Consider the following 23,615-nt stretch of genomic DNA (forward strand, 5'->3'; position numbering starts at 1 on the left):
GTGAAGAAGTTCTCAGTGATCGGCATAGGCGCGGGCGACCCGGACCATCTGACCCTCCAGGCGGTCAGGGCGATCGGCGCGGCGGACGCATTCCTCATCCTGGAGAAGGGCGAGGAGAAGGCGGATCTGACCGGGCTGCGGCGCGCGATGCTCGACGCGCACGCCCGCCCCGGACACCGCCTGGTGGAGGGCCGCGATCCCGACCGCGACCGGACGCCCTCCGACTACACCCCCACGGTGGACGGCTGGCGCAGCGCGCGGGCCGAGCTCTTCGAGCGGTTCATCGCCGAGGACCTGGCGGAGGGCGAGACGGGCGCGTTCCTGGTGTGGGGCGACCCCTCCCTCTACGACTCCACGCTCGCGATCCTCGACGAGGTGCTGGAGAAGGGCCGGGTCGCCTTCGAGCACGAGGTGGTGCCCGGCATCAGCAGCATCTCCTCGCTGCTGGCCCGCCACCGCACCAACCTCAACCGGGTGGGCCGCCCGGTCCAGATCACCACCGGGCGCCGGCTCGCGGAGGGCTGGCCGGAGGGGGTGGACGACGTGGTGGTGATGCTGGACGCCCGGCACGCCTTCACCGCCCACCTCGACCAGGACCTCTACATCTACTGGGGTGCGTACGTGGGCACCCCCGACGAGATCCTGGTCTCGGGGAAGCTGGCGGAGGTCGCCGGCCGGATCGAGGAGCTGCGCACCGAGGCCCGTGCCCGCAAGGGCTGGATCATGGACACGTACCTGCTCCGGCGCGACTGATTCCTTCCGCGCCCTTCCGCGCCCAGCTGCACGCGCCCCTCTAGGGGAGGTAGGCGGGCAGTATCTCGGCGAGCCGTTCGTACTCCTCGGCCCGGTTGTAGATCTGCCCGCTCACCCGGATCCCGCCGCCGCCCGGCCAGGGCCAGATCAGCACCCGGATCCGCTGCTCGGCCGCGATCCGCTCGCGCAGGTCGCGGGAGGCGTCCGGGGTCTCGGCCACCCCGGGCGGCAGCCGCAGCGTGCGCAGGGCGAGGCCCTCGGTGTACGGGAGCGGGGCGATTCCGGGGAGCTCGGCGAGCAGGGCCGCGCCGTAGCCGGCCATGGAGCTGTTGTGGGCCCGTACCTTCGCGGCGTCGAGCTCCTCCAGCAGGTCGAGCCCGTCCGGGGCGGCGAGCCAGCCGGTGTAGTCGAAGGTGGCCCGGTTCTCCACGGAGCGCGGGAAGCCGTAGTGCGCCTCCCAGGAGGGCACCGGCGGCCGGACCCGGTCGCGGTGGTGCGGGGCGACGGCCAGGATCGCGGTGCCGGACGGGGCGTAGGCCCACTTGTGGAGGTTGCCGAACCAGAAGTCCGCGCCTCCGCCCAGGGGGTCGGGAATCATGCCGGGCGCGTGGGCGCCGTCCACGATGGTGGTGATGCCCCGCTCGGCGAGTTCGGCGAGCAGCCGGGGCGAGGCGATGAGCCGGGCGGTGGGCGAGCTGATGTGGTCGAGCACGGCGACCCGGGTCCGCGGGGTGACCCCGGCCAGCACGGCTTCCCGTACGGCGTCCTCGTCGGGGAGGTCGGTGCCCAGTGCCACGGTGGTGAGCGGGGCGCGCCGGGCGGCGGCCGCGACGACCGTGCCGTAGCCGTGGTCGGTGACCAGGATCTCGTCGCCGGCGGCGAACTCCACGGCGTCGAGGGCCACGTTGGCTGCCTCGGTGGCGTTGGACACGAAGGCGAGCCCGGCCGGATCGGCGCCGAGCCGGGCGGCGATCCGGGTCCGGGCCTCGACGAGCCGGTCGGGCGCGCCGATGAAGAAGGCGTCGGGGTCGGCGTACGCCTGGGCCCGGAGGGCGGCCTGTGTTTCCTGGACGGGGATCGGCACCGCTCCGAACGACCCGTGGTTCAGGTGGCTGACGTCGTGAGAGAGCCGGAACAGCTCCCGCCCGCCCGGGAATTCGGCGGGACGGCGCATCGACCCGCTGCGTGAGGCCGCTCCGGACCGTCCGGCGGCGTCGGCGGGGGCGACGCGGTCGGTGCGGTCGGTGCGGTCGGTCGGCTCGGCGGGCTGGGTCACGTGGGACCTCCGTGGGTGCGGCGCGGCTGTCGGCCCGATCATGCCCCGCCGTCCACCGGAGCGACAGCCCCTCCTCCGGCCATCGCGGGGGCGAAGGCGCGGCGGCACCGCAGGAGCAGCTCCCGTACGGCGGGGCCGCGGGTATCGCGCCAGACCAGGGAGAGCAGGGCCGGGACCTCCACGTCCTCGATGGTCCGGGCGGTGAGCCGGTCCCGGTACGAACCGGCCATCGAAGCGCTCAGGACGGCGACTCCGAGGCCTCGGGCGGCGAGGTCCGCCATGGCGTCGGCGGCTCCGGCCTCCAGGGCGATCGGGAGTTCCCGTCCCTGTCCGGCGCAGGCCAGGTCGAGCACCGTGCGCAGTCCGGTGCCCGGCGGCATGCAGATGACCGGGTACCGGCCGAGGTCGCGCAGGGTCACCCGGTCCGCTTCGGCCAGGGGGTGCCCGTGCGGGACCGCGACGACCAGGCGCTCGCTGATGAGGGTGAGCGCCTCCAGCCCGTCGGGGGTGGTGGCGGCGGTTCCCACCAGGGCGAGGTCGACGGCGCCTGCCCGTACGGCCTGCACCAGGCGGTCGGAGTTGTCCTCCAGCAGGGCGATCTCCACGCCGGGGTGGGCCCGGTGGAAGGCGGCGAGGGCGTCGAAGAGGGGGGTGAGGGTGCAGCCGACCACCATGCCGACGGTGAGGCGGCCGCGGATCAGGCCGGTCACCTCGCCCACCGCCTGGGTGAGGGCCCCGGTGGCGGCGAGGGCCGCGCGGGCGTGGTCGAGGGCGGCCTTGCCGGCGGCGGTGAGGGTGGCGGTGCGGCCGGAGCGGTCGAAGAGCTCGGCCCCCAGTTCCTGTTCGAGGCGGCGGATCTGGGCGCTGACCCCGGACTGGCTGATGTGGACGCGCTCGGCCGCGCGGGTGAAGTTCTGTTCTTCGGCGACCGCGACGAAGTATTCGAGCTGCCTCAGTTCCATGACTGCAGATTCTAGTTACCAGCAGAACCAGCTGTTGGACTTCTGATCGCTGGGTGGCGAGGCTTGAACCGCACCCCGAAGAGCTGACCGACCGCAGGAGGAAGCCGTGCCGGACACCACCGACTACGCGTCGTACGAGAAGGCCCTGCACCCCGAGGACATCACCCGCCTGTTCGTCGAGCGGTCCAACGCCGGTGACGCGGCCGGGGTCGCCGCCCTCTACGAGGTGGACGCCGTGATGGCCTTCCCGCCCGGCGAACTGACGGTGGGGCGGGAGGCCATCCGCGCCCTGTGGGAGCGGGTGCTCGCGAACCGGCCCCGCTTCGAGCCGGAGCCCCCGCTGCCGACGCTGGTGAGCGAGGGCATCGCCCTCACCTCCACCCCTCCGAGCGACGGCGCCGGGGCCCGCGCCCAGGTCGTACGCCGCCAGCCGGACGGCAGCTGGCTGCGACTGCTGGACCAGCCGGAGTTCGCGCCGGGCGCGGGCGGAGCCTCGTAGGCCGTCTCCTGCGGATCGCTCCCGGCCTCAGGCCGCCGGCGGGCGCATGGTCTGGCGGAGCGTGGCCCCCGCGCCCAGTCCCGCGAGCCAGTCGTCCAGTTCGGCCAGGGCGGGCGGGCCCAGGAGGGCCGGGTCCACCGTGGTGCGGAGCTGGTGGGGCACCCCCGAGGCGAGCAGGAGGCGCAGGCTGCGCTCCGCCGAGGCGGCGGCGTGGCCGATGCCGGTGACCTTCTCGTACCGGCCGGGCGGAGCCTTGACGTCGAAGCCGACCCAGTCCAGCAGGCCGGCGTCCAGCAGCCGGGCCAGCCGCCGGGGGAAGGCTCCCCCGGTGTGCAGCCCGACCTCCAGGCCCAGCGCACGGGCCTCCCGCACGGCCTGCGGCAGGCCGCGCTGGAGCAGCGGTTCGCCGCCCGAGAAGACGATCCCGTCGAGCAGTCCCGTCCGGCGGGCGAGGTGGCCGAGCACCTCGTCCCAGGAGACGGCGGCGGGGGCCCGGGCGGGCAGCAGGCCCGGGTTGTGGCAGTAGCCGCACCGCCAGGGGCAGCCCTGGCAGAAGACGGTGGTGACCAGGCGGCCGGGCCAGTCGCAGGTGGACAGCCGGGACCAGCCGCCGATCCGGACGACCTCGCCGGGCGCCGCCGCGGCGGTCACACCGCGGCCTTGAAGTGGACGCGCTCGGCGTGTTCGCCCTTCTTGCCGATGTTGAAGGAGGACACCGGGCGGTGGTAGCCCATGACCCGGGTCCACACCTCGCACGCCGCCCCGCACGTGGGGCAGGTGGGCTGCTCCCCCGCCAGGTAGCCGTGGTCCGCGCAGATGGAGAAGGTCGGGGTCACCGTCAGGTACGGGAGCCGGAAGGTCTCCAGCGAGCGCCGGACCAGCTTGCGGCAGGCCTCCGCCGTCGGGATCCGCTCGGGGGTGTAGAGGTGCAGGACGGTGCCGCCCGTGTACTTGCCCTGCAGCTCGTCCTGGCGCTCCAGCGCCTCGAAGGGGTCGTCGGTCCATCCGACGGGCAGCTGGGAGGAGTTGGTGTAGTACGGGTTGGCGTCGGTGCCGGCCTGGAGGATGTCGGGGAAGCGGGCCCGGTCCTCCTTCGCGAAGCGGTACGTCGTGCCTTCGGCGGGGGTGGCCTCCAGGTTGTAGAGGTGGCCGGTGCTCTCCTGGAAGTCGGTCATCCGGGCCCGCACCCGGTCCAGGAGGCGGACCGCGAGGGCGTGCCCCTCGGGCGAGGTGATGTCGTGCGCGTCCCCGCTGAAGTTGCGGACCATCTCGTTGACGCCGTTGACGCCGATGGTGGAGAAGTGGTTGCGCAGGGTGCCCAAGTACCGCTTGGTGTACGGGAAGAGGCCGCCGTCGATCAGATCCTGGACGGTGACCCGCTTGAGTTCGAGGCTCTCCTTGGCCAGCTCGCACAGCCGGTCCACCTCGGCCAGCAGCCGCTCCTCGTCACCCGCGCAAAGGTGCCCGAGGCGGGCGCAGTTGAGGGTGACCACGCCGATCGATCCGGTCTGCTCGGCGCTGCCGAAGAGGCCGTTGCCGCGCTTGAGGAGCTCGGTCAGGTCGAGCTGGAGCCGGCAGCACATGGAGCGGATCATGTTCGGTTCGAGCTCGGAGTTGATGAAGTTCTGGAAGTACGGGAGGCCGTACTTGGCGGTCATCGCGAAGAGCCGCTCGGCGTTCTCGCCCTCCCAGGGGAAGTCCTTGGTGATGTTGTAGGTCGGGATGGGGAAGGTGAACACCCGCCCGGTGGCGTCGCCTTCCGCCATCACCTCGATGTACGCCCGGTTGATCATGTCCATCTCGGCCTGGAGTTCGCCGTAGGTGAAGCCGGCCTCCTCCCCCGCGATCACCGGGACCTGTTCGCGCAGGTCCTCGGGGCAGGTCCAGTCGAAGGTGAGGTTGGTGAAGGGGGTCTGGGTGCCCCAGCGCGAGGGCACGTTCAGGTTGTGCACGAGTTCCTGGACGCACTGCCTGACCTGGCCGTACGTCATCGCGTCGAGGCGGACGTAGGGCGCGAGGTACGTGTCGAAGGAGGAGAAGGCCTGGGCGCCCGCCCATTCGTTCTGCAGGGTGCCAAGGAAGTTCACGATCTGGCCGACGGCCGAGGAAAGGTGCCTGGGCGAGGCGGAGTCGATCTGTCCGGGGACTCCGCCCAGGCCCTCGGCCAGCAGGGTGCGCAGGGACCAGCCGGCGCAGTAGCCGGAGAGCATGTCCAGGTCGTGGATGTGGAGGTCGCCCTCGCGGTGGGCGCGGGCCACGGCGGCGGGATAGACCCGTTCCAGCCAGTAGTTCGCGGTGACCTTGCCCGCGGCGTTGAGGATGAGCCCGCCGAGCGAATAGCCCTGGTTGGCGTTGGCGTTCACCCGCCAGTCCCGGCGGTCCAGGTATTCGGTCACGGTCTCTACGGCATCGACGGCAGCGGTCACGGCAGCCCTCCCACGAGGCTCGGCACGGAAGAATGGCGGGCCCTCTTCGAAGGCCCGTGCCGGCAGGTGTCGGACTCGTCCGCCGTGGCGGACGTAACCGTTGCGGGGCAGTCCCGGATTCCCACCGGGTTCCCTGTTGCCTCGGTCGGGGCAAGGCCCCGCCGAACCGGCAAGGCCAACACTACATATGGATGCGACAGCAGAGCGCCACCACTACATATGGGGTGACGAAGGTCCCGAACCAAGGGACTTCGGCCCCTGCGGAGAGCAGCCGCAGGGGCCTCGCGGAGTCAGCCCCGGCCGCTGCTGGCGGCGTGGTACTGGAGGTCCTGCACCTCCACCGTGCGGTCCACCCGGTAGGGCAGCTCCACCCGGGCCCCGGTCCTGCCGTCCCGCACCACGGCCGCCGAGCCGGCGCCGGGACGGAGGGGAATCAGCTCGGAGTGGACCCCGGCCGGGGCTTCGTGCGCGTCCCCGGCCGCCCCTACGGCCGTACGGATGCTCGCGGGTGCGGTCAGGAAGCTCAGGACCTCGACCGTATCCCGGGCCGCGGCGCTGCCGCCCCGCAGCGACATCACGAGGGACTGGCCGCCGGCCGGGTCGGCGGCGGCGAACTGGGTGCGCGAGCTCAGGTACAGCGTGTCCCGGACGATCTTCGGCCAGCCGCCCGTCTTGAACCGCGTGAGGTAGTACGAGGAAAGGTCCAGATAGGCGTGGCCGTTGTGCAGGGAGGGCGCGAACTGGCTGCCCTCGCTGTAGTCGTTCCAGGTGGTGAGCTGGACCCAGTCCGCCCCGTCCTCGATGGCGCGGTTCCAAGTGGCTCGCAGGGTAGCGGTGTTGCCCGCCTCGTCGTAGATCCCCTGGTTGGGGCGGGCGTCCTGGACGGATACGGGCTGCATCCAGATCTTGCCCGCGGCGTGGGCGCGCCGTACGTCGCGCGTGGAGCCCTCCTGGCCGACGTAGCTGCGGCTGCCCCACTCGGAGAATCCGTAGCTGATGGACTCGAACGCAACCCTGTGCGCGCCGAAGTCGAGGAAGAGCGGGACGAAGGCGGTACGGATGCCGTGCCGTGACTTCAGGACGTCCATGACCCGGGTCCACCAGGCGGCGCTCTTCTCCTCCGCCTTGAAGGGCGAGACGACCAGCCGCCCGTCGGGGAGCCGGTGGGCGGCCGGTGACGTGCCGAGGTCCGCGAGGAGGTCGGCGAGCACGGCGGGGTCGTCGGTGCCCAGGGAGGTCATGTCCGGCATCAGCATGATCTTGAAGCCCGGATCCACTGAACGGGCCGCCTCCATCAGGAGGTTGCAGCGTTCGAGGTTCTTCCCGGAGAGGGAGAGCAGGTCGAGGGTGAATCCGTCGATGCCGGCGGCGCGTGCCGTGCGGACTTCCTGCTGGAGGTTGGCGAGCTCCCAGTTGCCGGCTTTGGGCGCGACGGGCGGGGGCCGGTCGCGCAGCAGGCCGCCGTAGCGCGCGTGCTTGCCGCTCTCGCCGTCCGGCTTCAGGTAGTTGCGCGTGTAGTAGTCGACGTCGGCGTTCGCGTTGTCCAGGGAGAGCGGGTACGGGGTGAAGTAGTGGGCGAAGACCAGCTTCTTGCCGGCGGCGCCGGAGCGCAGGGCGGCCGGCTGCGGCAGGTCGAAGGGCAGGGCTCCGGTGGGGCGCGTCCCGCCGTCCGTACCGGACCCCTGGGCCTTCGGGTCCGGGGCCGGCCCGCCCGGGCTCTGCGGGGCGGCGCTGCCCGCGCCGGTGGCGGTGGGGCCGGTGGTGGCGGGCGCGGGGCCGTCGCCGGGGGTCCCGGGCAGGGTGGCGGCCGGGCCGGGTCCCGAGCGGGTCCGTGCGTCCGCGACGGTACGGGGCTCCCAGGCGATGCCCGTCGCGGCGCAGACGCCCACGAGGAGGAAGGCGGACAGGAGGAGGCTCAGCAGGGGTCTTCGACGCCGGAATCCCGCACGGCGCCGGTGCGACGCGGGTCTCGCGCCCCGCCCTGCCCGACGCCGGTCCGCACTCATCCTGACCCCTCCCCCGAATATGCCCGCGCCATGCCCGTACATCGGGCGGCACTGCAGCAGTACAGCGGATTCCGGGGCCCCGGACAACTGTTCCCCGGGGGACGGGGCGGAGGTAGGACAGAGATCGGACGGAGATCGGACGGAGACGGGACGGGATTCGGTGCGCTCGCGAGGGAAAGGCCGCACCTCAGAGCGGCACCTCTGCACGCCCGGCTGGACAAAGGCGTGTGACCTGTACAACTGCTGCGATCACCGGGCGCCACGGGCGATTCACCGGAATAGGGAATTCCCCTGGCCTTTCCAGAAAAGTGGCGCATAATCGTCTTCATGCGGCTTGAAACAACCCTCTTGCCGCAGGTCACGCATGCAGGGGGGCATCGTGCCGATGAGGGATTCCAGAGGAGCCGGTACGTTCCCGGCGACCTCCGCGGAGCTGTCCCGTCTTTTCACCGCCGTGCGGAAGGGCAAAGTGCTGACCGTCACCGGTCGGTTCCGTGAGCCCCGGAGCCAGTTGGTGCACGAGATCGGGCAACGGCTCTCGTCCAATTTTTACGACGGCGTGGCCGTGGTGTCCATGGACCGGCGGTTCGGGGTCCGCGACCTGACGGCCGCTCTGGGCTGCGTACCGGGCATGCCGTTCCTGCCGTGCGGTACGTCGAACGCCACGTCGTGGCTGGCGGAGCGCGACATGCTGCTCGTCCTCGACGGCTGCGAGCACCTCGCGTCCGAGGCCCTGGACTGGCTGCGCGAACTGCTCGCCGTGGCCCCCGGGCTGCGGATCCTGGCCGCCGGACGTGACCCGCTGGCCTTCGCGCCGGAGCAGGTGCACCCCCTGTGACCGGACGCGGAAACGGGTTCGCCCCGGCCGGCGACTGCCGACCGGGGCGCACCCGTTGGAGCGGTGGACCTCGGTCCTGACGGACCTCAGCCCTGGCAGGACTCGTTCCTGACGGAACTCAGTCCTGCCGTGGCTGAATTCAGCCGAGGAGCGCGAGCGCCTCGTTCAGCGTCGCGGACGGCCGCATGATCGCCGAGGCCTTGGCGGCGTCGGGCTGGTAGTAACCGCCGATCTCCGCCGGGGCGCCCTGGACGGCGATGAGCTCGCCGACGATCTTCTCCTCGGACTCGGCCAGCGCCTTGGCCAGCGGGTCGAAGGCGGCGGCCAGCTTCGGGTCGCTGGTCTGGCGCGACAGCTCCTGCGCCCAGTACAGGGCGAGGTAGAAGTGGCTGCCGCGGTTGTCGATGCCGCCCAGCTTGCGGCTCGGCGACTTGTCCTCGTTGAGGAAGGTGCCCGTCGCCCGGTCCAGGGTGTCGGCCAGCACCTGGGCGCGGGCGTTGCCGGTGGTGGTGGCGAGGTGCTCGAAGGAGACCGCCAGCGCGAGGAACTCACCGAGGGAGTCCCAGCGCAGGTAGTTCTCCTTGACGAGCTGCTGGACGTGCTTCGGGGCGGAGCCGCCGGCGCCGGTCTCGAAGAGGCCGCCGCCGTTCATCAGCGGGACGACCGACAGCATCTTGGCGCTGGTGCCCAGCTCCAGGATCGGGAACAGGTCGGTCAGGTAGTCGCGCAGCACGTTGCCGGTCACCGAGATGGTGTCCTCGCCGCGGCGGATGCGCTCCAGGGAGTACGCGGTGGCCTCGACCGGCGACAGGATCTTGATGGTCAGACCATCGGTGTCGTGGTCGGCGAGGTACGTCTTGACCTTGGCGATCAGCTGCGCGTCGTGCGCGCGGCCCTCGTCGAGCCAGAAGACGGCCGGGACGCCGGTGGCGCGGGCGCGGGTGACGGCGAGCTTGACCCAGTCCTGGATCGGCGCGTCCTTGGTCTGGCAGGCGCGGAAGATGTCGCCGGCGGCGACCTCCTGCTCCAGGACCGTGGCGCCCGAGGCGTCGACGACGCGGACGGTGCCGGCGGCGGCCAGCTCGAAGGTCTTGTCGTGGCTGCCGTACTCCTCGGCCTTCTGGGCCATGAGGCCGACGTTCGGCACCGAGCCCATCGTGGACGGGTCGTACGCGCCGTGCGCGCGGCAGTCGTCGATGACGACCTGGTAGACACCGGCGTAGCTGCTGTCCGGAAGGACCGCGAGCGTGTCGGCCTCGGCGCCGTCCGGGCCCCACATGTGGCCGGAGGTGCGGATCATGGCCGGCATCGAGGCGTCGACGATGACGTCGGACGGGACGTGCAGGTTGGTGATGCCCTTGTCGGAGTCCACCATCGCGAGGGCCGGGCCCTCGGCGATCTCGGCGTCGAAGGAGGCCTTGATCGCGTCGGCGTCGGGCAGCGCGCCCAGGCCGTTCAGGATGGTGCCGAGGCCGTCGTTCGGGGACAGGCCGGCCGCCGCCAGGGTCTCGCCGTAGCGGGCGAAGGTCTTCGGGAAGAAGGCGCGGACCACGTGGCCGAAGATGATCGGGTCGGAGACCTTCATCATCGTGGCCTTGAGGTGCACGGAGAACAGGACGTCCTCGGCCTTGGCGCGCTCGATCTGGTCGTTCAGGAAGGTGCGCAGCGCGTCGACGTGCAGGACGGACGCGTCCACGACCTCGCCGGCGAGCACCGGTACGGACTCGCGCAGCACGGTGACGGCGCCGTCGGCGTCGACGAACTCGATGCGCAGCGTGTCGGCCTCGGCGATCACGGCGGACTTCTCGGTGGAGCGGAAGTCGTTCTCGCCCATGGTGGCGACGTTCGTCTTCGACTCGGAGGTCCAGGCGCCCATGCGGTGCGGGTGCGCCTTGGCGTAGTTCTTGACCGAGGCGGGGGCGCGGCGGTCGGAGTTGCCCTCGCGCAGGACCGGGTTGACGGCGCTGCCCTTGATCTTGTCGTAGCGGGCGCGGTTCTCCCGCTCCTCGTCGCTCTTCGGGTCGTCCGGGTAGTCCGGAAGCGCGTAGCCCTGGCCCTGGAGCTCGGCGACCGCGGCCTTGAGCTGCGGGATCGACGCCGAGACGTTGGGCAGCTTGATGATGTTGGCGCCCGGGGTCTTCGCCAGTTCGCCGAGCTCGGCGAGGGCGTCCGCGATCCGCTGGCCCTCTTCCAGGTACTCGGGGAAGCTGGCGATGATCCGACCTGCCAGGGAGATGTCACGGGTCTCGACATTCACACCGGCCGTCGACGCGTACGCCTGGATCACAGGCAGGAACGAATACGTCGCGAGGGCCGGGGCCTCGTCAGTGTGCGTGTAGATGATGGTCGAGTCAGTCACCGGATGCTCCGCTCCACAGTCTGCGTCTCTCGTCTGCAACATTGCTCGACATCAAGATATCTCGTGATCGGGCCGGTCTGGACAGCCCCCCGGCGCAAGCCCGTACGAGACACACGTCACGCTCGGTGGCCCCGGGACGGCCCGGAGCCGCCGGATCCGGCCGGAAACGGCGAAAGCGCCGCCACCGGCTGTTTCCAGCCAGGGCGACGCTCAGGCACTGCCGCTTACGGACCTGCTCAGGCGTGGACGGCCTTGGGGCTCGGGCCGTACTCGTTCGGGTTCGGCTGGCCCTCGGTGGCCGTCAGGACGAGCAGCCAGATGCCGCCGACGAACGGGACGAGGCCGATGAAGTACCACCAGCCGGACTTGCCGAGGTCGTGGAGCCGACGGACGGTGACCGCGAGGCTCGGCAGGAACGTGGCCAGGACGTACAGGCCGACGAACAGCGGGTAGGTCTCGAGCGCGAAGTCGATGATCACGAGGACGATCACGATCGGCAGCGAGAGCAGGGTGTACATCCAGTACTCCTGGCGGCGCGCGCGGCCGGAGAAGTCGGCGTACTTCTTCAGAACGTCGGTGTAGTAGTGCATGGGTCCCCCCAGAGAACGGCGTTCCGGCCCGCCCGGACGGAGCAAGCCGGGGCAGAACTTATGCCCCGCTTACGTCGCGGTCAAGCCAGTTGGCAAGGCATCAAAAGGGTTACCTTTCACCGCTTGGTGACTCAAACACACTGGTACCGGACGTCACTTGGGACCCTCCGCCCCCATCTCCTCACCATCCGTGACGAAATGAGCTGACGGAAGTCTTACGGAGGGGCGTGGGAGCCCCCCGCGCTGCCCCGAAGTCCGTAACGTCCCGGTCATGCGCGTACTCGTCACCGGCGGATCCGGGTTCATCGGCTCCCACATCGTTACCACTCTGCGCCTTCGCGGCCACGATCCCCTCGTCCTGGACCTCGTCCCCCCAGCGGACGATGCCGAGTTCGTACGGGCCGACGTCCGCGACCCCGAGGCGGTGCGCCGGGCTCTGCGCGGGGTGGACTCCGTCTGCCACCAGGCCGCGATGGTCGGCCTCGGCAAGGACTTCGCGGACGCCCCGGCGTACGTCTCCCACAACGACCTCGGCACGGCGGTGCTGCTCGCCGCCATGGCGGACGGCGGGATCCGGGACCTGGTGCTCGCCGGCTCGATGGTGGTCTACGGGGAAGGCCGCTACGAGTGCCCCCGCCACGGGGTGGTCCGCCCGGGTCCGCGCCGCGTCGCCGACCTGACCGCCGGCCGCTTCGAACCGCGCTGCCCCGTCTGCGACTCGGAGCTGGCGCCGGGGCTGGTCGCCGAGGACGCGCCGACGGACCCGCGCAACGTGTACGCGACCACGAAGCTGGCCCAAGAGCACCTGGCGGCCTCCTGGGCACGGTGCGTGGAGGGCCGGGCGGTGTCGCTGCGCTACCACAACGTGTACGGGCCGGGGATGCCGCGCGACACCCCGTACGCGGGCGTGGCCTCCTTCTTCCGCTCCTCGCTGGCGCGGGGCGAGGCCCCGCAGGTGTACGAGGACGGCGGCCAGCGGCGGGACTTCGTCCACGTGACGGACGTCGCGCAGGCCAACGCCCTGGCCCTGGAGGCCTCGACACCGCTCGGCGTGTGCACCGCTTACAACACCGGCAGCGGAACCCCGCACACGGTCGGCGACATGGCCACCGCCCTGGCCACGGCCCACGGCGGCCCCGCCCCGGTGATCACCGGCGAATTCCGCCTCGGCGACGTCCGCCACATCACGGCCGACTCCCACCGCCTGCGCACGGACCTGGGCTGGCACCCCGAGGTCGAGTTCACCAAGGGCATGACGGACTTCGCCCACGCCTGACCCCGATCACATCCAGCCCCAGGCCCGCACATCCGGGCCGACGCCGACCACATCCAGCCCCAGGCCCGCACATCCAGGCCGACGCCGGCCACATCCAGCCCCGCCGGCGTTTGAGGCGCGGGGGTCCGGGGGCTGGTCCCCGGCAACGGCGCCGCGCCCGCCCACGGCGGGAACCACCATCCAGCCCCGCCGGCGTTTGAGGCGCGGGGGTCCGGGGGCGGCGCCCCCGGGGACCGGCCCCGGCCGGCTCGGACTAGGCCGGCACCGGCAGGGTCACCTCGAACCGGCACCCTCCGGGAACGTTCCGTACCGCCGCCCGCCCCGCATGCGCCTCCACGATGCCCCGCACGATCGCCAGCCCCAGCCCCGCCCCCGCCGGAGGCGCCGGCACCGAGGCCACCCCCGCCGGAGGCGTCCGCGCAGGGGTGCCCCGCCAGCCCGTGTCGAAGACCCGCGGCAGGTCCTCCGGCGGGATGCCGCCGCAGCCGTCCGTCACGGAGACGACCACCGCTCCCCCGTCCGCCCGTACGGACGCCGCGATCGCCACCGTGCCGTCCGCCGGGGTGTGCCGGATCGCGTTGATCAGCAGGTTGGCCAGGACCCGGGTCATCTCCTTGCCGTCCACCTCCACCGGCACCCGGTCCACCGCTCCGCCGTCGAGCCGCACCCCGCGCTCCCGCGCCAGCGGGTGCACCCCGGACAGTGCGTCGCCGACCAGGTCGTACACGGACATCCGGCTCGGGCTCAGCGCCAGCGCCCCCGCGTGGATGCGGGACAGTTCGAAGAGGTCCCCGACCATGGAGTTCAGCCGGTCCACCTCGGTGCGGATCTGCCGGTGGTACCGCGCCGGATCCTCCGCCATGCCGTCCTCCAGGGCCTCGGACATCGCCCGCAGCCCCGCCAGCGGGGTCCGCAGATCGTGCGAGATCCAGGCCACCAGCTCCCGCCGCGAGGTCTCCAGCGCCCGCTCCCGTTCCCGGGACACCGCCAGCTTCTCGCTCGTCGCCGCCAACTCTCGCGAGAGTGCCGCCAGTTCCGCGGTCGCCAGCCCCGGCGGCGCCGCGAAACTGCCCCCGTCACCGAAGTCCCGCGCGGCCAGGGACAGTTCCCGGCTGCGGGCCACCACCCACCGCCCCAGCAGCAGCGCCACGGCCAGCGAGACCACCGCCGCCATCGCCACGACCAGGGTGACCACCCCGAGGTCGTGCCGGGACAGGAACATCGCCTGGGCCACGGCGAGCGTCCCGGCCAGCATCGCGGTGACCGTCACGGCGGCGATCACGGTCAGGGACACCGCCACCGACCGGTGCCGCACCAGCCTCAGCACGAGCGCGCCGAGCGCCCCCGCGCACACGGCCCCGCCGAACGCGAACAGCGCGATGAGCAGTATGTCCTTCATGCCGCGGCCACCTCGCCCGGTTCGAAGCGGTAGCCGACGCCCCACACCGTCTGGATCAGCTGCGGCCGCCCCGGGTCCTCCTCGACCTTGGCGCGCAGGCGGCGTACGTGCACGGTCACCGTCGACAGGTCCCCGAAGTCCCAGCCCCACACCTCGCGCATCAGCTCCTCCCGCCCGTGCGCCTGGCCCGGATGCCGCAGGAAGTGTGCGAGCAGGTCGAACTCGCGGACCGTGAGGGCCAGTTCGCGTCCGTCCTTCGCCGCCCGGTGGGTGGCCGGATCGAGCGTGATCCCGGCGCCCGTGAGCCGGGCCTCCGCCACCCCGGCCCCCGCGCCGGCCGCGGCCCCGGCGGCCGCCGCGCGCCGCAGCACGGAAGTGACCCGCAGGACCAGCTCGCGCGGGCTGAAGGGTTTCGTGACGTAGTCGTCGGCGCCCAGTTCCAGGCCCGCGATCCGGTCGTCCTCGTCGCCCCGTGCGGTCAGCATGATCACGGGCACCGGGCCGGTCGCGCGGAGCCTGCGGCACACCTCCAGCCCGTCCAGACCCGGCAGCATGAGGTCCAGTACGACCAGGTCCGGCCGGATCAGAGCGGCGTGGGCGAGCGCCGCCGGGCCGTCGGCGACGCTCTCCACCGTGTAGCCGGCGCGCCTCAGGTAGCCGGTGACGACCTCCGCGACCGTCGGGTCGTCGTCGACGACCAGGATCCGCGCGGGGGCCGGCTCCGCGCCGCCACCACCACCGCCCCCGTTGCCACCACTGCCGCTGCTCACGCCGTCACCGCTCATACCGTCCAGCCTCCCACCCGCGAGCTCCGGACCGGACCCCTGAACGCGTCCGTGGGGGCGACGTCCGCGTTTCGTAAGGAGTCCACGGCCCTTTTGCGGGGCCCCGGTTCCTACGGTGAAACCGTGAGCGAAACCGTGACGGTAGACGTCGTACTTCCCTGTCTGAACGAGGCCGAGGCCCTGCCCTGGGTCCTCGCGCGCATTCCGGCCGGCTGGCGGGCCCTGGTCGTGGACAACGGTTCCACCGACGGCTCCGCCGAGATCGCGCGGGCCCTCGGCGCGACCGTGGTCAGCGAGGCCCGGCGCGGTTTCGGCGCCGCCTGCCACGCCGGGCTGCTCGCCGCGGAGGCGGACGTCGTCTGCTTCTGCGACTGCGACGCCTCGCTGGACCCCGGGCTGCTGACCGGCTTCGTGGCGGCCGTCGCCGCGGGCGAGGCCGATCTGGTGCTCGGCCGGCGCCGTCCGCAGGGCCGCGGCGCCTGGCCCGCTCACGCCCGGGCCGGGAACCTGGCGCTGGCCCGGCTGCTGCGCCGGCGGACCGGGCTGCGGCTGCGCGATCTGGGCCCGATGCGGGCGGCCCGACGGGAGGGTCTGCTCGGGCTGGACCTGTCGGACCGGCGCTCCGGCTACCCCCTGCAGATGGTGGTCCGGGCCGCGGACGCGGGCTGGCGGATCCGGGAGGTGGACGTGCCGTACCTGCCGCGTTCGGGCAAGTCGAAGGTGACGGGCACCTGGCGGGGCACCTGGCAGGCGGTGCGCGACATGAGCCGGGTCCTGGCGCAGCCGGCCGCCGGCCGGACCGGCGCGGGCGTGCCCTCCGGCGGCGCACCCTCCGGCGGTGCGCGATGAGCACGACGACCACCCTGCTGGTGATCGCGAAGGAGCCGGTCCCGGGCCGGGTCAAGACCCGGCTCACCCCGCCCTTCACCCCGGCCGAAGCGGCCGCGCTGGCCGAGGCCGCGCTCGCCGACACCCTCGCCGCCGTGGCCGCGGCCCCCGCGCGGCGCCGGGTCCTGGTCCTGGAGGGCCGGCCCGGCCCCTGGCTGCCGTCCGGCTTCGAGGTGGTCCCGCAGTGCGCCGGGAGCCTGGACCTGCGGCTCGCCGCCGCGTTCGGGGCCTGTGACGGCCCGGCCCTGCTGATCGGCATGGACACCCCGCAGGTCACTCCGGAGCTGCTGGACGTCGACTTCTCGGCGTACGGGGCCTGGTTCGGGCCCGCCGTCGACGGCGGGTTCTGGGCGCTCGGACTGGCCGTCCCGGACCCCGCGCTGCTGCGCGGCGTACCGATGTCGGCCCCCGAGACGGGCGCGGTCCAGTACGAACGGCTGCGCGCGGCCGGGCTGCGCACCGGCCGGCTGCCCGTGCTGCGGGACGTCGACACCGCCGAGGACGCGCGTCTGGTCGCCGCCGGGGCCCCGGCGGGCGCCTTCGCCGCGCGGCTGGCGGACCTCACCCGGCCGGTCCTGCGATGACCACGCTCACCTCGGGCGGGGCCCGGGCCGGCGGTCCGGTCACCGCCTGGTCGGCGGACCCGTACACGGTGGCCCTGCGCCGCGGCCGGGGGCCGCTCTACCTGCGGCGGGGCGACGGATGGCTGCTCCCGCTGGACGTGGAGCGCTGGTGCGAGGCTCCGGACGGCGCCGACCGCACGGTGCTGGGCCGCTGCCGGGGAGCCGTCCTGGACATCGGCTGCGGCCCCGGCCGACTGGTGTCCGCGCTCGCCGCACGCGGGCACCGGGCCCTGGGCATCGACGTCAGTCCGGAGGCGGTGGCCCGGACCGCCCGCTCGGGCGCCGCGGCCTTGCACCGGTCGGTCTTCGACACCCTTCCCGGCGAAGGCCGTTGGGACACGGCGCTGCTCATCGACGGGAACATCGGCATCGGCGGCGACCCCGCGGCGCTGCTGCGCCGGACGGCCGAGGTGCTCGCGGTGACGGGCTCGCTGATCGTGGAGTGCGTCCGGCCGGAGGCCGGCGCCGACCTGGACGAACGCTGCGAGGTCCGGGTGGCCGACGGCCGCGGCGGCCTCGGGGCGCCCTTCCCCTGGGCCCGCGTCGGCCCGGCGGCCCTGGCCCGGCACGCGGCGGCCACGGACTGGACCCCGGCCGGCCACTGGACCGCGGCGGACCGGTCCTTCACCGTACTGACGCGCGGGGGCGCAGCCCCGTAGGGCGGTCCGGGGTCAGCCCAGTCCGGCGTACGCGGCCATGACGATCTCCATGCCGCGGTCGTCCTGCTGCCGGTCCCTGTCGATCATCTGGTTCATGACGTAGGCCACCGTCATCCGTGCGTCGGGATCGCTGACCACCAGAGAGCCGCCCCAGCCGCCCCAGCCGAAGGTGTTGCCGAACTTCCCGAAGCCCGCCGTCCAGCACATGGGCGTACCCAGGACGCGGTCGGGACCGGCGAACACCTCCTGCCACGCGGGCTCGCACCCCTGGGGGGACAGCAGTCGCACGCCGCCGGCCGTTCCCCGGTTCGCCAGGGCCGACTGGACCAGGGCGACGGAGCGGGCGTTGCCGAAGCCGTTCACCGCGGGGATCTGCGCGCGGCGCCAGGCCGGGGAGTTGACGTCCCTGCCCCGGACGGCGACGGCTGTGTCCTCGCGGCGTGCACCGTCCGGTCCGGGCGGCGCGCTGGCGGCGTACGCGTCGGTCAGGGACGGCGGCGGGATCAGCGGTGCGACGCGGTGGTCGTGCTCCGCGGGGAGCCCGATGTGGAAGTCCGCGCCCAGCGGCCCGGCGACCTCCTGCGCGAAGAACTCGCCGATGCCGAGGCCGGTGACGCGGCGGACGATCTCGCCGACGAGGAACCCGAAGGTGAGGGCGTGGTAGCCGGCGGCCGTTCCCGGTTCCCATGAGGGCGCCCGCGCGGCCAGCCCCGCCGTCACGGCCTCCCAGTCGTAGAGCTCCTCCACCGACCGCAGCCCGGGGAGGTCCGGCAGACCCGCGGTGTGCGAGAGGACGTGCCGTACCAGCACGCCCTCCTTGCCCGCCGCGGCGAACTCGGGCCAGTAGGCGGCGACCGGCGCGGACAGGTCGAGGAGGCCCCGGTCGGCCAGGATCAGCGCGCACAGGGCCGTCATGTTCTTGGTCGTCGAGTTCACGCAGGTGAGGGTGGAGCCCTCCCAGTCGGCGGAACGGTCCGCATCGGCGTACCCGCCCCAGAGGTCGACCACCGGCTCGCCGTCGATGAAGACGGCCGCCGAAGCGCCCACGTCTTCCTTGGCCAGCAACCCCGCAAGTGCCTCGTGGACCGCGCCGAACTGCGGCTCGCAATATCCCTTAATGTCGTTCATGGGCGTAAGCCTCGGGCAGCGCCACGGCTTGCCGCCCGACAATTCCCGCACGGGATGTGTCGGGTGGGCACGGAAGGACGGACAGCGTGCTGGAGCGGCTGAACCAGGCGTTGGAACACCTGGAGTCCCGCCTCGACCAGGAGATCGACATGGCCGAGGTGGCCCGGATCGCCGCCGTGTCGGAGTACCACTTCCGGCGGCTGTTCTCCGCGCTCGCGGGGATGCCGCTCCCGGTGTACGTGCGCCGCCGGCGGATGACGCTCGCCGGGGCCGAGGTGCTGGCCGGGGAGCTGACGCTGCTCGATGTCGCGGTGCGGTACGGGTACGGCTCGGGCGAGGCGTTCGCCCGGGCGTTCCGGTCGGTGCACGGCATCGGGCCGGGCGAGGCCCGGCGCACGGGTGCGGTGCTCACGGCGCAGCCCCGCATGTCCTTCCGGGTCGTCGTCGAAGGAAGCACGGCCATGCGCTACCGGATCGTGGAGAAGGAGCCGTTCCGGGTCCTCGGCAGGAAGGCCCGGGTGCCGCTCGTGCACGAGGGGGCCAACACGGCCGCCACGGCCCATGTGGAGAGCCTGGACGAGCGGACGGTCCTGCGGATGAAGGAGCTGTCCGGCCTGGAGCCGGAGGGGGTCCTGTCGGCGGTGGTGCACCTGACCGACAGCCGGGAGGAGGGCGCCGAGGTGGACTACTGGGTCGGCGTGGTGACGGGTCCCGGGACGACCGCCGGGACCGCCGGGACCGCCGGGATCGCCGGGATCGCCGACGGGGAACTCGACTCCCTCGACGCCCTCGACGTGCCGGCCGGTACCTGGGCGGTCTTCGACAACCACGGCCCCTATCCGAGCTCCCTCCAGGATCTGTGGCGCGACGTGTTCACCCAGTGGTTCCCGTCGAACCCGTACGCGAGCCGGCCGGGTCCCGAGCTCCTGCTGACGCGGCCGGTGGCGATCGGTGCGGAGACCGACTCCCAGCTGTGGATCCCCGTCGAGCGGGACCGCGGCTGACCCCGCGCAACCACGGTCCGGGTCACTCGTCACCGCGCGCGGCGACTCCGGAGGGACGGGGCCGCGAACGCCGCCACCGCCCCACGGCCGCCATCGCCCCGGCCACCACCGCCACCGCGGCGAGCACCAAGAGCAGGTTCCGCCCGTACGGCAGCGGCAGGGCCGACGGGTTCGGCGGCGTCCCCGGACGCAGCAGCAGGGGCAGGGTGACCAGTACGAGCACGCCCGCCGTCAGCAGGGCTCCCCGTACGAGGCCCCGCGCGGGCACGGCGGCGACCGCGAGGCCTGCCGCCAGGACGAGGGGCGCGATGATCCCGTCGTGCAGGACGAGCGCCCCGCCCATCCACACCAGTACGTCGAGGGGGTCGGGCAGTTCCGCCAGCAGCCGGCCGCCGATGGCGATCAGCAGGAGCCCGGCGCCGCCCAGGAGCAGCCGCACGCCCTTCACAGGACCTCCAGCAGCGTGACCCACTTGGTCTGCAGGACTCCGGGCCGGTTCGGCGCGATGACGCGCGCCGGGTAGCCGTGGTCGGCGGTGAGGACCTGGCCGTTCAGTTCCAGCGCGAGCAGGGTCAGCGGGTCCTCGGCGTAGTCGCGGCCCATCTCCATCACCCGGTAGGCGCCGCCCCTTTCCAGTGAGGTGACCCGCAGCGCGGCCCCCGCCGGGGCGCCGGCCCGTGCCATCAGGTCCCGGATCCGGACGCCGCTCCAGCGTGCTTCCACGCTCCAGCCCTCCACGCAAGCGATCGGCAGCCGCGCCTGCGCCCTGGGCAGGGCGCGGAGTTGATCGAGCGTCAGGGTGTAGGGGGTGGGGCCCCGCACCTCCAGCCGCCAGTCCCGTACCGCCCGCTCGGTGACCCCGGCCGCCGCGGCCGTGCGGTTGACCGGGAGCCCCTGCGGTCCGTGGTCCGGGTGCCGGGGCGCGAGCAGGTCGAGCCGCTTCAGCGGGGTGAAGGACTGGCCGACGGTGGTGAGGGTGACGGCTCCGACGGCCGCGCCGACACCGAGCATCAGGGAGCGCCGGTCCGGGCCGTCCTGGGCGGGGAGTTGGAGCGTTCCGGGCGAACGGCGGCTCCAATGAGCCTTGATTTCCGGCGCCTTGACGGCGAGATGCAGGAGCAGCGAGCCGGTCACCACCCAGGCGAGCGCGAAGTGCGTCTGGATGAAGCCGAACGGCCATGGATACCACTCGGCGATGTTGAGGAGTCCGGTGAAGACCTGGAGGACGGCGGAGGCCACGAGCACCGCCACCGACAGCCGTTCCAGCCCGTGCCGGACACCGCGCACCGGGGGCCACACGAACAGCCTCGGGTACACCGCCCACAGCTTCGCCAACAGCAGCACGATCGCAGCGAGCCCGGTGGCGATGTGCAGGCCCTGGGTGAGCCGGTAGCCCCAGACCGGGCGGCCGGGCAGTGAGTCCGCGGCCCAGCCGGGCGGGTGCTGGAGGTAGTGGCTGATCAGGCCGGTCAGGAAGCAGACGGCGAAGGCCGCGCCGAGCCAGCGGCCGAGGGCGGTGGCGGTTCGGGCGTCGTGCAGACGGCCGCCGAAGGAGGGCGGCCGGAAGGGGAAGCGGGAGGCGGGTTCCGGCGGAGCAGGGGGCGGAGGGGGGCGGAGGAGGCGCCGAGGGAGGCGGAGGAGGCGCGGACGGGGGCACGGGCGGAGTCATGCCCTCCATGAGAGCGCCGCCGGGCCCCGCGCGGGCGGCCCGACACCTTACGAAACGCGGACGCCGGGCCGGGTCGCCCGCCCGGCGGCGCCCCGCGCTGCCAGGCTGGCCCGTATGGACCACCCCCGCGCCCGGACCCTCCTCACCGTGCTGCTGCTCGCCGCGCTGACCGCCGTGCTCGTGCCCGCCGTCGGCGAGGAGGGCTACTTCGCCGACCCGGCGCGGCTCACCTGGTGGTACGCGGCCGCCTGGACGCTGTTCGGCGCGGCCGCCTGGTCGCTGCGGCGGGTGCCCGAGCGGTACGTGGTGCCGCTCGTGCTGGCGGGCGCGCTGGCCGTCTGCGCGGCGGGACTCTCCGGGCCGCCGCTGACCAGCACCGATTCCTTCCGCTACGCCTGGGACGGGCGGGTGCAGGCCGCCGGGATCTCCCCGTACGACCATGCCCCCGCCGATCCGGCGCTGCGCGCCCTGCGCGACGACTGGCTCTTCCCGCGCGGTGCGGCCGCCTGCGCCGGGCCGGACCGGGTGGCCGTCGAGCCGGGGGTCTGCACCCGCATCAACCGGCCCGCCGTGCACACCGTCTACCCGCCCGTCGCGGAGGGGTGGTTCGGGCTGGTGCACGCCCTGTCCCCGGCGGGCGTGCGGCACAAGGCCCTGCAGACCGCCGGGGCCCTGCTGGCGCTCGCCGTCACCGGGGCGCTGCTGCTGGTCCAGCGCCGCCGGGGCGCGCGGCTGCGTACCGCCGCCTATTGGGCCTGGTGTCCGGCGGTGGCGGTGGAGGCGGTGAACAACGCGCACGTCGACGTGCTCGCCGTGCTGCTGTCGGTGGCGGCGCTGGGGGTGGTGGTGCGCCGGCGCGCCCTCGGCGGCGCCCTGTTCGGGCTGGCGATCGCGGCGAAACTGCTGCCCGCGGTACTGCTGCCGGGTGCGCTGGCCGGCGTACGGCGGTGGCGGGACGCGGCGGCGCTGCTGCTGCCCGCGGCCGCGGTGGTGGGCCTGGCGTACCTGCCGTACGTACTGGTCTCGCGCGCATCGGTCTTCGGCTACCTGGGCGGCTACGCGGAGGAGGAGGGGTACGAGGACCCCGGCGCGGGCGGCCGTTACGCGCTGCTGCGCCTCGTGCTCCCGGACTCCTGGTCGGTGCCCGCGGTCGCGGTCGGAATGCTGGCGGTGACGGCGTACGTCTGGCGGCGCGGGGATCCGCAGCAGCCGTGGAGCGCGGCGCTGCTGGTGACGGGCACGGCGTTCCTGCTGATGACTCCGGGCTACTCCTGGTACGCGCTGCTGCTGATCGCGCTGGTGGCGCTGGACGGCCGCGCCGAATGGCTGGGGGTGGCGATCGCGGGGGCGGCGGCGTACGTCTCGGTGCGCGCGCTGGGCGGGGCGACGATCCCGGTGGCGTACGGGCTGGCGGGCGCGGCCGTGCTCGTGGGGTGGGCGCTGCGGCGGCGGGCGGCGGCCCGGGGAGGGAGGGGAGTTGCCCCCGGGCCGCCGCCTCGCGCTCCTCGGAGCGGTCAGCCGATGTGGAAGGGGTCTCCGTAAACCTTCCAGTCCAGGGGGGTGTTGAGGTTGAGGTTGCCCTTCTTGACCCACACCCGCTGGGCCGTGTCGACGCGGCTGGTGTCGCTGTGCGCCTCCTCCTGCTTCATCGCCCAGACGCGGGCGTCGAGGAAGGCGTTGAGCCAGGTGGTCTCGTTGCCGCCCTGGGCCGGGGGCTTGGCCTTGGAGAGGGCGCGCTTGCGGATGTTGCGGAAGCTGGTGGAGTCGTCGCCGTCGCCGTGCATGACGATGGCGTCGTAGTAGATGAACTGGCCGAGCACGCCGACGCCGTCGGACTTGCCGCGGCTCACGGCCGGGTTGAAGTAGACCCGGTCGCGCTCGTGGTCCTGGGCCTTCTTGAAGTCGGAGTCGGAGGCCGCCTTCACCCAGTCCTTGGTGAAGTTGGGGTCGAGGCCGGCGTGCGAATCACTGCCGTCGACCTTGCGCAGCGCCGGGAGGTACTTGGCGAGCACGTTGCCGGGCTTGATCTGCGTGTAGTACTCGACGAGTTCGAGCATGTCATGGGTGCCGGAACAGAAGCCGATGATGCCGGCCGTGTAGCCGCGGCCGTCGTCTATGTCCTCGATGTACTTGTACTGCGCCTTCCAGTTCAGCGAGGAGTTCTCGGCGCTGGAGACGATCTGCATGGCGATGTCCTTCTTCACCGGGTCGTCGAGTCCGACGGCGGCGGCCGACACCTGCGCGGAGGCCGGCGCCGCGGTGGGGGCGGCGGCGGTCGCGTGGGCGGTGACGGGCACGGCGAGAAGGGCGGCGCCGAGCAGGGTACTGACGGCCAGTCGCTTGCGGTGGGGGGTGAACACGGTGCCTCCATGAGGGAGTTGATGCTCGGGCGACTTCGTTAGGAAACTTTACTACCAGAAGTCCCGTCACCTCAAGAGCCCGGGACGACCCGCTCCGAGCGGACGGAATTCACCA

At 73.0% G+C, this 23,615-nt stretch carries 22 protein-coding genes and 1 riboswitch; of the genes, 9 read left to right on the forward strand and 13 right to left on the reverse strand.

What is annotated here, in order from left to right:
* A complete protein-coding gene (cobF, locus tag OG276_RS04665; protein WP_266903009.1) occupies positions 1-753 on the forward strand; it encodes a precorrin-6A synthase (deacetylating) in 753 nt (250 codons plus the stop codon).
* A gap of 40 nt (positions 754-793) precedes the next feature.
* Here the strand turns inward: cobF and OG276_RS04670 are convergent, their stop codons facing one another.
* Both OG276_RS04670 and OG276_RS04675 read right to left on the reverse strand, forming a co-directional pair.
* On the reverse strand, positions 794-2,029 hold the full coding sequence (locus OG276_RS04670) for an aminotransferase class V-fold PLP-dependent enzyme (RefSeq protein WP_266903011.1): 1,236 nt from the start codon (positions 2,027-2,029) through the stop codon (positions 794-796).
* A gap of 38 nt (positions 2,030-2,067) precedes the next feature.
* Positions 2,068-2,991 carry a LysR family transcriptional regulator gene (locus tag OG276_RS04675; protein ID WP_266903013.1) on the reverse strand — a complete coding sequence of 308 codons (924 nt, stop codon included), beginning with the start codon at positions 2,989-2,991 and terminating at the stop codon, positions 2,068-2,070.
* Between the two features lie 106 nt (positions 2,992-3,097).
* On the opposite strand from OG276_RS04675, the gene OG276_RS04680 reads away from it, so the two are divergent.
* Complete coding sequence (locus tag OG276_RS04680) at positions 3,098-3,490, forward strand: nuclear transport factor 2 family protein (protein WP_266903015.1); 393 nt, start codon at positions 3,098-3,100, stop codon at positions 3,488-3,490.
* Positions 3,491-3,517: 27 nt separating this feature from the next.
* Here OG276_RS04680 and OG276_RS04685 read toward each other — a convergent pair whose 3' ends face one another.
* The 3 genes from OG276_RS04685 to OG276_RS04695 form a co-directional block, all read right to left on the reverse strand.
* Positions 3,518-4,141, reverse strand: coding sequence for an anaerobic ribonucleoside-triphosphate reductase activating protein (locus tag OG276_RS04685; RefSeq protein WP_266903017.1), 624 nt, complete (start codon positions 4,139-4,141; stop codon positions 3,518-3,520).
* Positions 4,138-5,916 carry a ribonucleoside triphosphate reductase gene (locus OG276_RS04690; RefSeq protein WP_266903019.1) on the reverse strand — a complete coding sequence of 593 codons (1,779 nt, stop codon included), beginning with the start codon at positions 5,914-5,916 and terminating at the stop codon, positions 4,138-4,140. The genes OG276_RS04685 and OG276_RS04690 overlap by 4 nt, the downstream gene beginning before the upstream one ends.
* A gap of 43 nt (positions 5,917-5,959) precedes the next feature.
* Positions 5,960-6,102, reverse strand: a riboswitch (cobalamin riboswitch).
* Positions 6,103-6,206: 104 nt separating this feature from the next.
* Positions 6,207-7,922 (reverse strand): glycoside hydrolase family 71 protein, encoded by a 1,716-nt coding sequence (locus tag OG276_RS04695; RefSeq protein ID WP_266903021.1) that lies wholly within the window; start codon positions 7,920-7,922, stop codon positions 6,207-6,209.
* A 385-nt stretch (positions 7,923-8,307) separates the two neighbouring features.
* Here OG276_RS04695 and OG276_RS04700 point away from each other — a divergent pair, with 385 nt between their 5' ends.
* Positions 8,308-8,760, forward strand: coding sequence for a hypothetical protein (locus OG276_RS04700; RefSeq protein ID WP_266903023.1), 453 nt, complete (start codon positions 8,308-8,310; stop codon positions 8,758-8,760).
* 139 nt (positions 8,761-8,899) lie between these two features.
* Here the strand turns inward: OG276_RS04700 and OG276_RS04705 are convergent, their stop codons facing one another.
* Both OG276_RS04705 and OG276_RS04710 read right to left on the reverse strand, forming a co-directional pair.
* Positions 8,900-11,119, reverse strand: coding sequence for an NADP-dependent isocitrate dehydrogenase (locus OG276_RS04705; RefSeq protein WP_266903026.1), 2,220 nt, complete (start codon positions 11,117-11,119; stop codon positions 8,900-8,902).
* A gap of 236 nt (positions 11,120-11,355) precedes the next feature.
* Positions 11,356-11,709, reverse strand: a complete 354-nt coding sequence (locus OG276_RS04710; RefSeq protein WP_266903028.1) for a DUF805 domain-containing protein — start codon at positions 11,707-11,709, stop codon at positions 11,356-11,358.
* A 271-nt stretch (positions 11,710-11,980) separates the two neighbouring features.
* On the opposite strand from OG276_RS04710, the gene OG276_RS04715 reads away from it, so the two are divergent.
* A complete protein-coding gene (locus tag OG276_RS04715; protein WP_266903030.1) occupies positions 11,981-12,985 on the forward strand; it encodes an NAD(P)-dependent oxidoreductase in 1,005 nt (334 codons plus the stop codon).
* Between the two features lie 253 nt (positions 12,986-13,238).
* Here OG276_RS04715 and OG276_RS04720 read toward each other — a convergent pair whose 3' ends face one another.
* Entirely contained in the window at positions 13,239-14,384 is a 1,146-nt protein-coding gene (locus OG276_RS04720) for a sensor histidine kinase KdpD (protein WP_266903032.1), read from the reverse strand.
* Positions 14,381-15,169 carry a response regulator transcription factor gene (locus OG276_RS04725; RefSeq protein ID WP_266903034.1) on the reverse strand — a complete coding sequence of 263 codons (789 nt, stop codon included), beginning with the start codon at positions 15,167-15,169 and terminating at the stop codon, positions 14,381-14,383. The genes OG276_RS04720 and OG276_RS04725 overlap by 4 nt, the downstream gene beginning before the upstream one ends.
* Before the next feature lie 123 nt (positions 15,170-15,292).
* On the opposite strand from OG276_RS04725, the gene OG276_RS04730 reads away from it, so the two are divergent.
* The 3 genes from OG276_RS04730 to OG276_RS04740 are packed head-to-tail and all read left to right on the forward strand — an operon-like array spanning position 15,293 to position 17,339.
* Positions 15,293-16,018 (forward strand): glycosyltransferase family 2 protein, encoded by a 726-nt coding sequence (locus OG276_RS04730; protein ID WP_266903035.1) that lies wholly within the window; start codon positions 15,293-15,295, stop codon positions 16,016-16,018.
* On the forward strand, positions 16,015-16,641 hold the full coding sequence (locus tag OG276_RS04735) for a DUF2064 domain-containing protein (protein ID WP_266903036.1): 627 nt from the start codon (positions 16,015-16,017) through the stop codon (positions 16,639-16,641). Before OG276_RS04730 ends, OG276_RS04735 begins: the two co-directional genes overlap by 4 nt.
* Positions 16,638-17,339: a bifunctional 2-polyprenyl-6-hydroxyphenol methylase/3-demethylubiquinol 3-O-methyltransferase UbiG gene (locus OG276_RS04740; RefSeq protein ID WP_266903038.1), complete on the forward strand. Its 702-nt coding sequence runs from the start codon at positions 16,638-16,640 to the stop codon at positions 17,337-17,339. Before OG276_RS04735 ends, OG276_RS04740 begins: the two co-directional genes overlap by 4 nt.
* A gap of 12 nt (positions 17,340-17,351) precedes the next feature.
* Here OG276_RS04740 and OG276_RS04745 read toward each other — a convergent pair whose 3' ends face one another.
* Positions 17,352-18,467, reverse strand: a complete 1,116-nt coding sequence (locus tag OG276_RS04745) for a serine hydrolase (RefSeq protein ID WP_266903040.1) — start codon at positions 18,465-18,467, stop codon at positions 17,352-17,354.
* Positions 18,468-18,553: 86 nt separating this feature from the next.
* On the opposite strand from OG276_RS04745, the gene OG276_RS04750 reads away from it, so the two are divergent.
* A complete protein-coding gene (locus tag OG276_RS04750) occupies positions 18,554-19,471 on the forward strand; it encodes an AraC family transcriptional regulator (protein ID WP_266903042.1) in 918 nt (305 codons plus the stop codon).
* A 22-nt stretch (positions 19,472-19,493) separates the two neighbouring features.
* Here OG276_RS04750 and OG276_RS04755 read toward each other — a convergent pair whose 3' ends face one another.
* Together OG276_RS04755 and OG276_RS04760 are read right to left on the reverse strand one after the other, a co-directional pair.
* Complete coding sequence (locus OG276_RS04755) at positions 19,494-19,919, reverse strand: hypothetical protein (protein ID WP_266903044.1); 426 nt, start codon at positions 19,917-19,919, stop codon at positions 19,494-19,496.
* The gene (locus OG276_RS04760) at positions 19,916-21,010 is read right to left on the reverse strand and encodes a molybdopterin-dependent oxidoreductase (RefSeq protein WP_266912521.1); all 1,095 of its coding nucleotides are present in this window, start codon (positions 21,008-21,010) and stop codon (positions 19,916-19,918) included. The genes OG276_RS04755 and OG276_RS04760 overlap by 4 nt, the downstream gene beginning before the upstream one ends.
* Positions 21,011-21,254: 244 nt before the next feature.
* Here OG276_RS04760 and OG276_RS04765 point away from each other — a divergent pair, with 244 nt between their 5' ends.
* Positions 21,255-22,682 (forward strand): glycosyltransferase family 87 protein, encoded by a 1,428-nt coding sequence (locus OG276_RS04765; protein ID WP_266903045.1) that lies wholly within the window; start codon positions 21,255-21,257, stop codon positions 22,680-22,682.
* On the opposite strand, the gene OG276_RS04770 is transcribed toward OG276_RS04765, so the two are convergent.
* The gene (locus tag OG276_RS04770) at positions 22,655-23,500 is read right to left on the reverse strand and encodes a chitosanase (protein ID WP_266903046.1); all 846 of its coding nucleotides are present in this window, start codon (positions 23,498-23,500) and stop codon (positions 22,655-22,657) included. The two genes, OG276_RS04765 and OG276_RS04770, sit on opposite strands and share 28 nt — an antisense overlap.
* Positions 23,501-23,615 lie beyond the last annotated feature (115 nt).

This window comes from Streptomyces sp. NBC_00086, assembly GCF_026343255.1.
Taxonomy (GTDB): Bacteria; Actinomycetota; Actinomycetes; order Streptomycetales; family Streptomycetaceae; genus Streptomyces.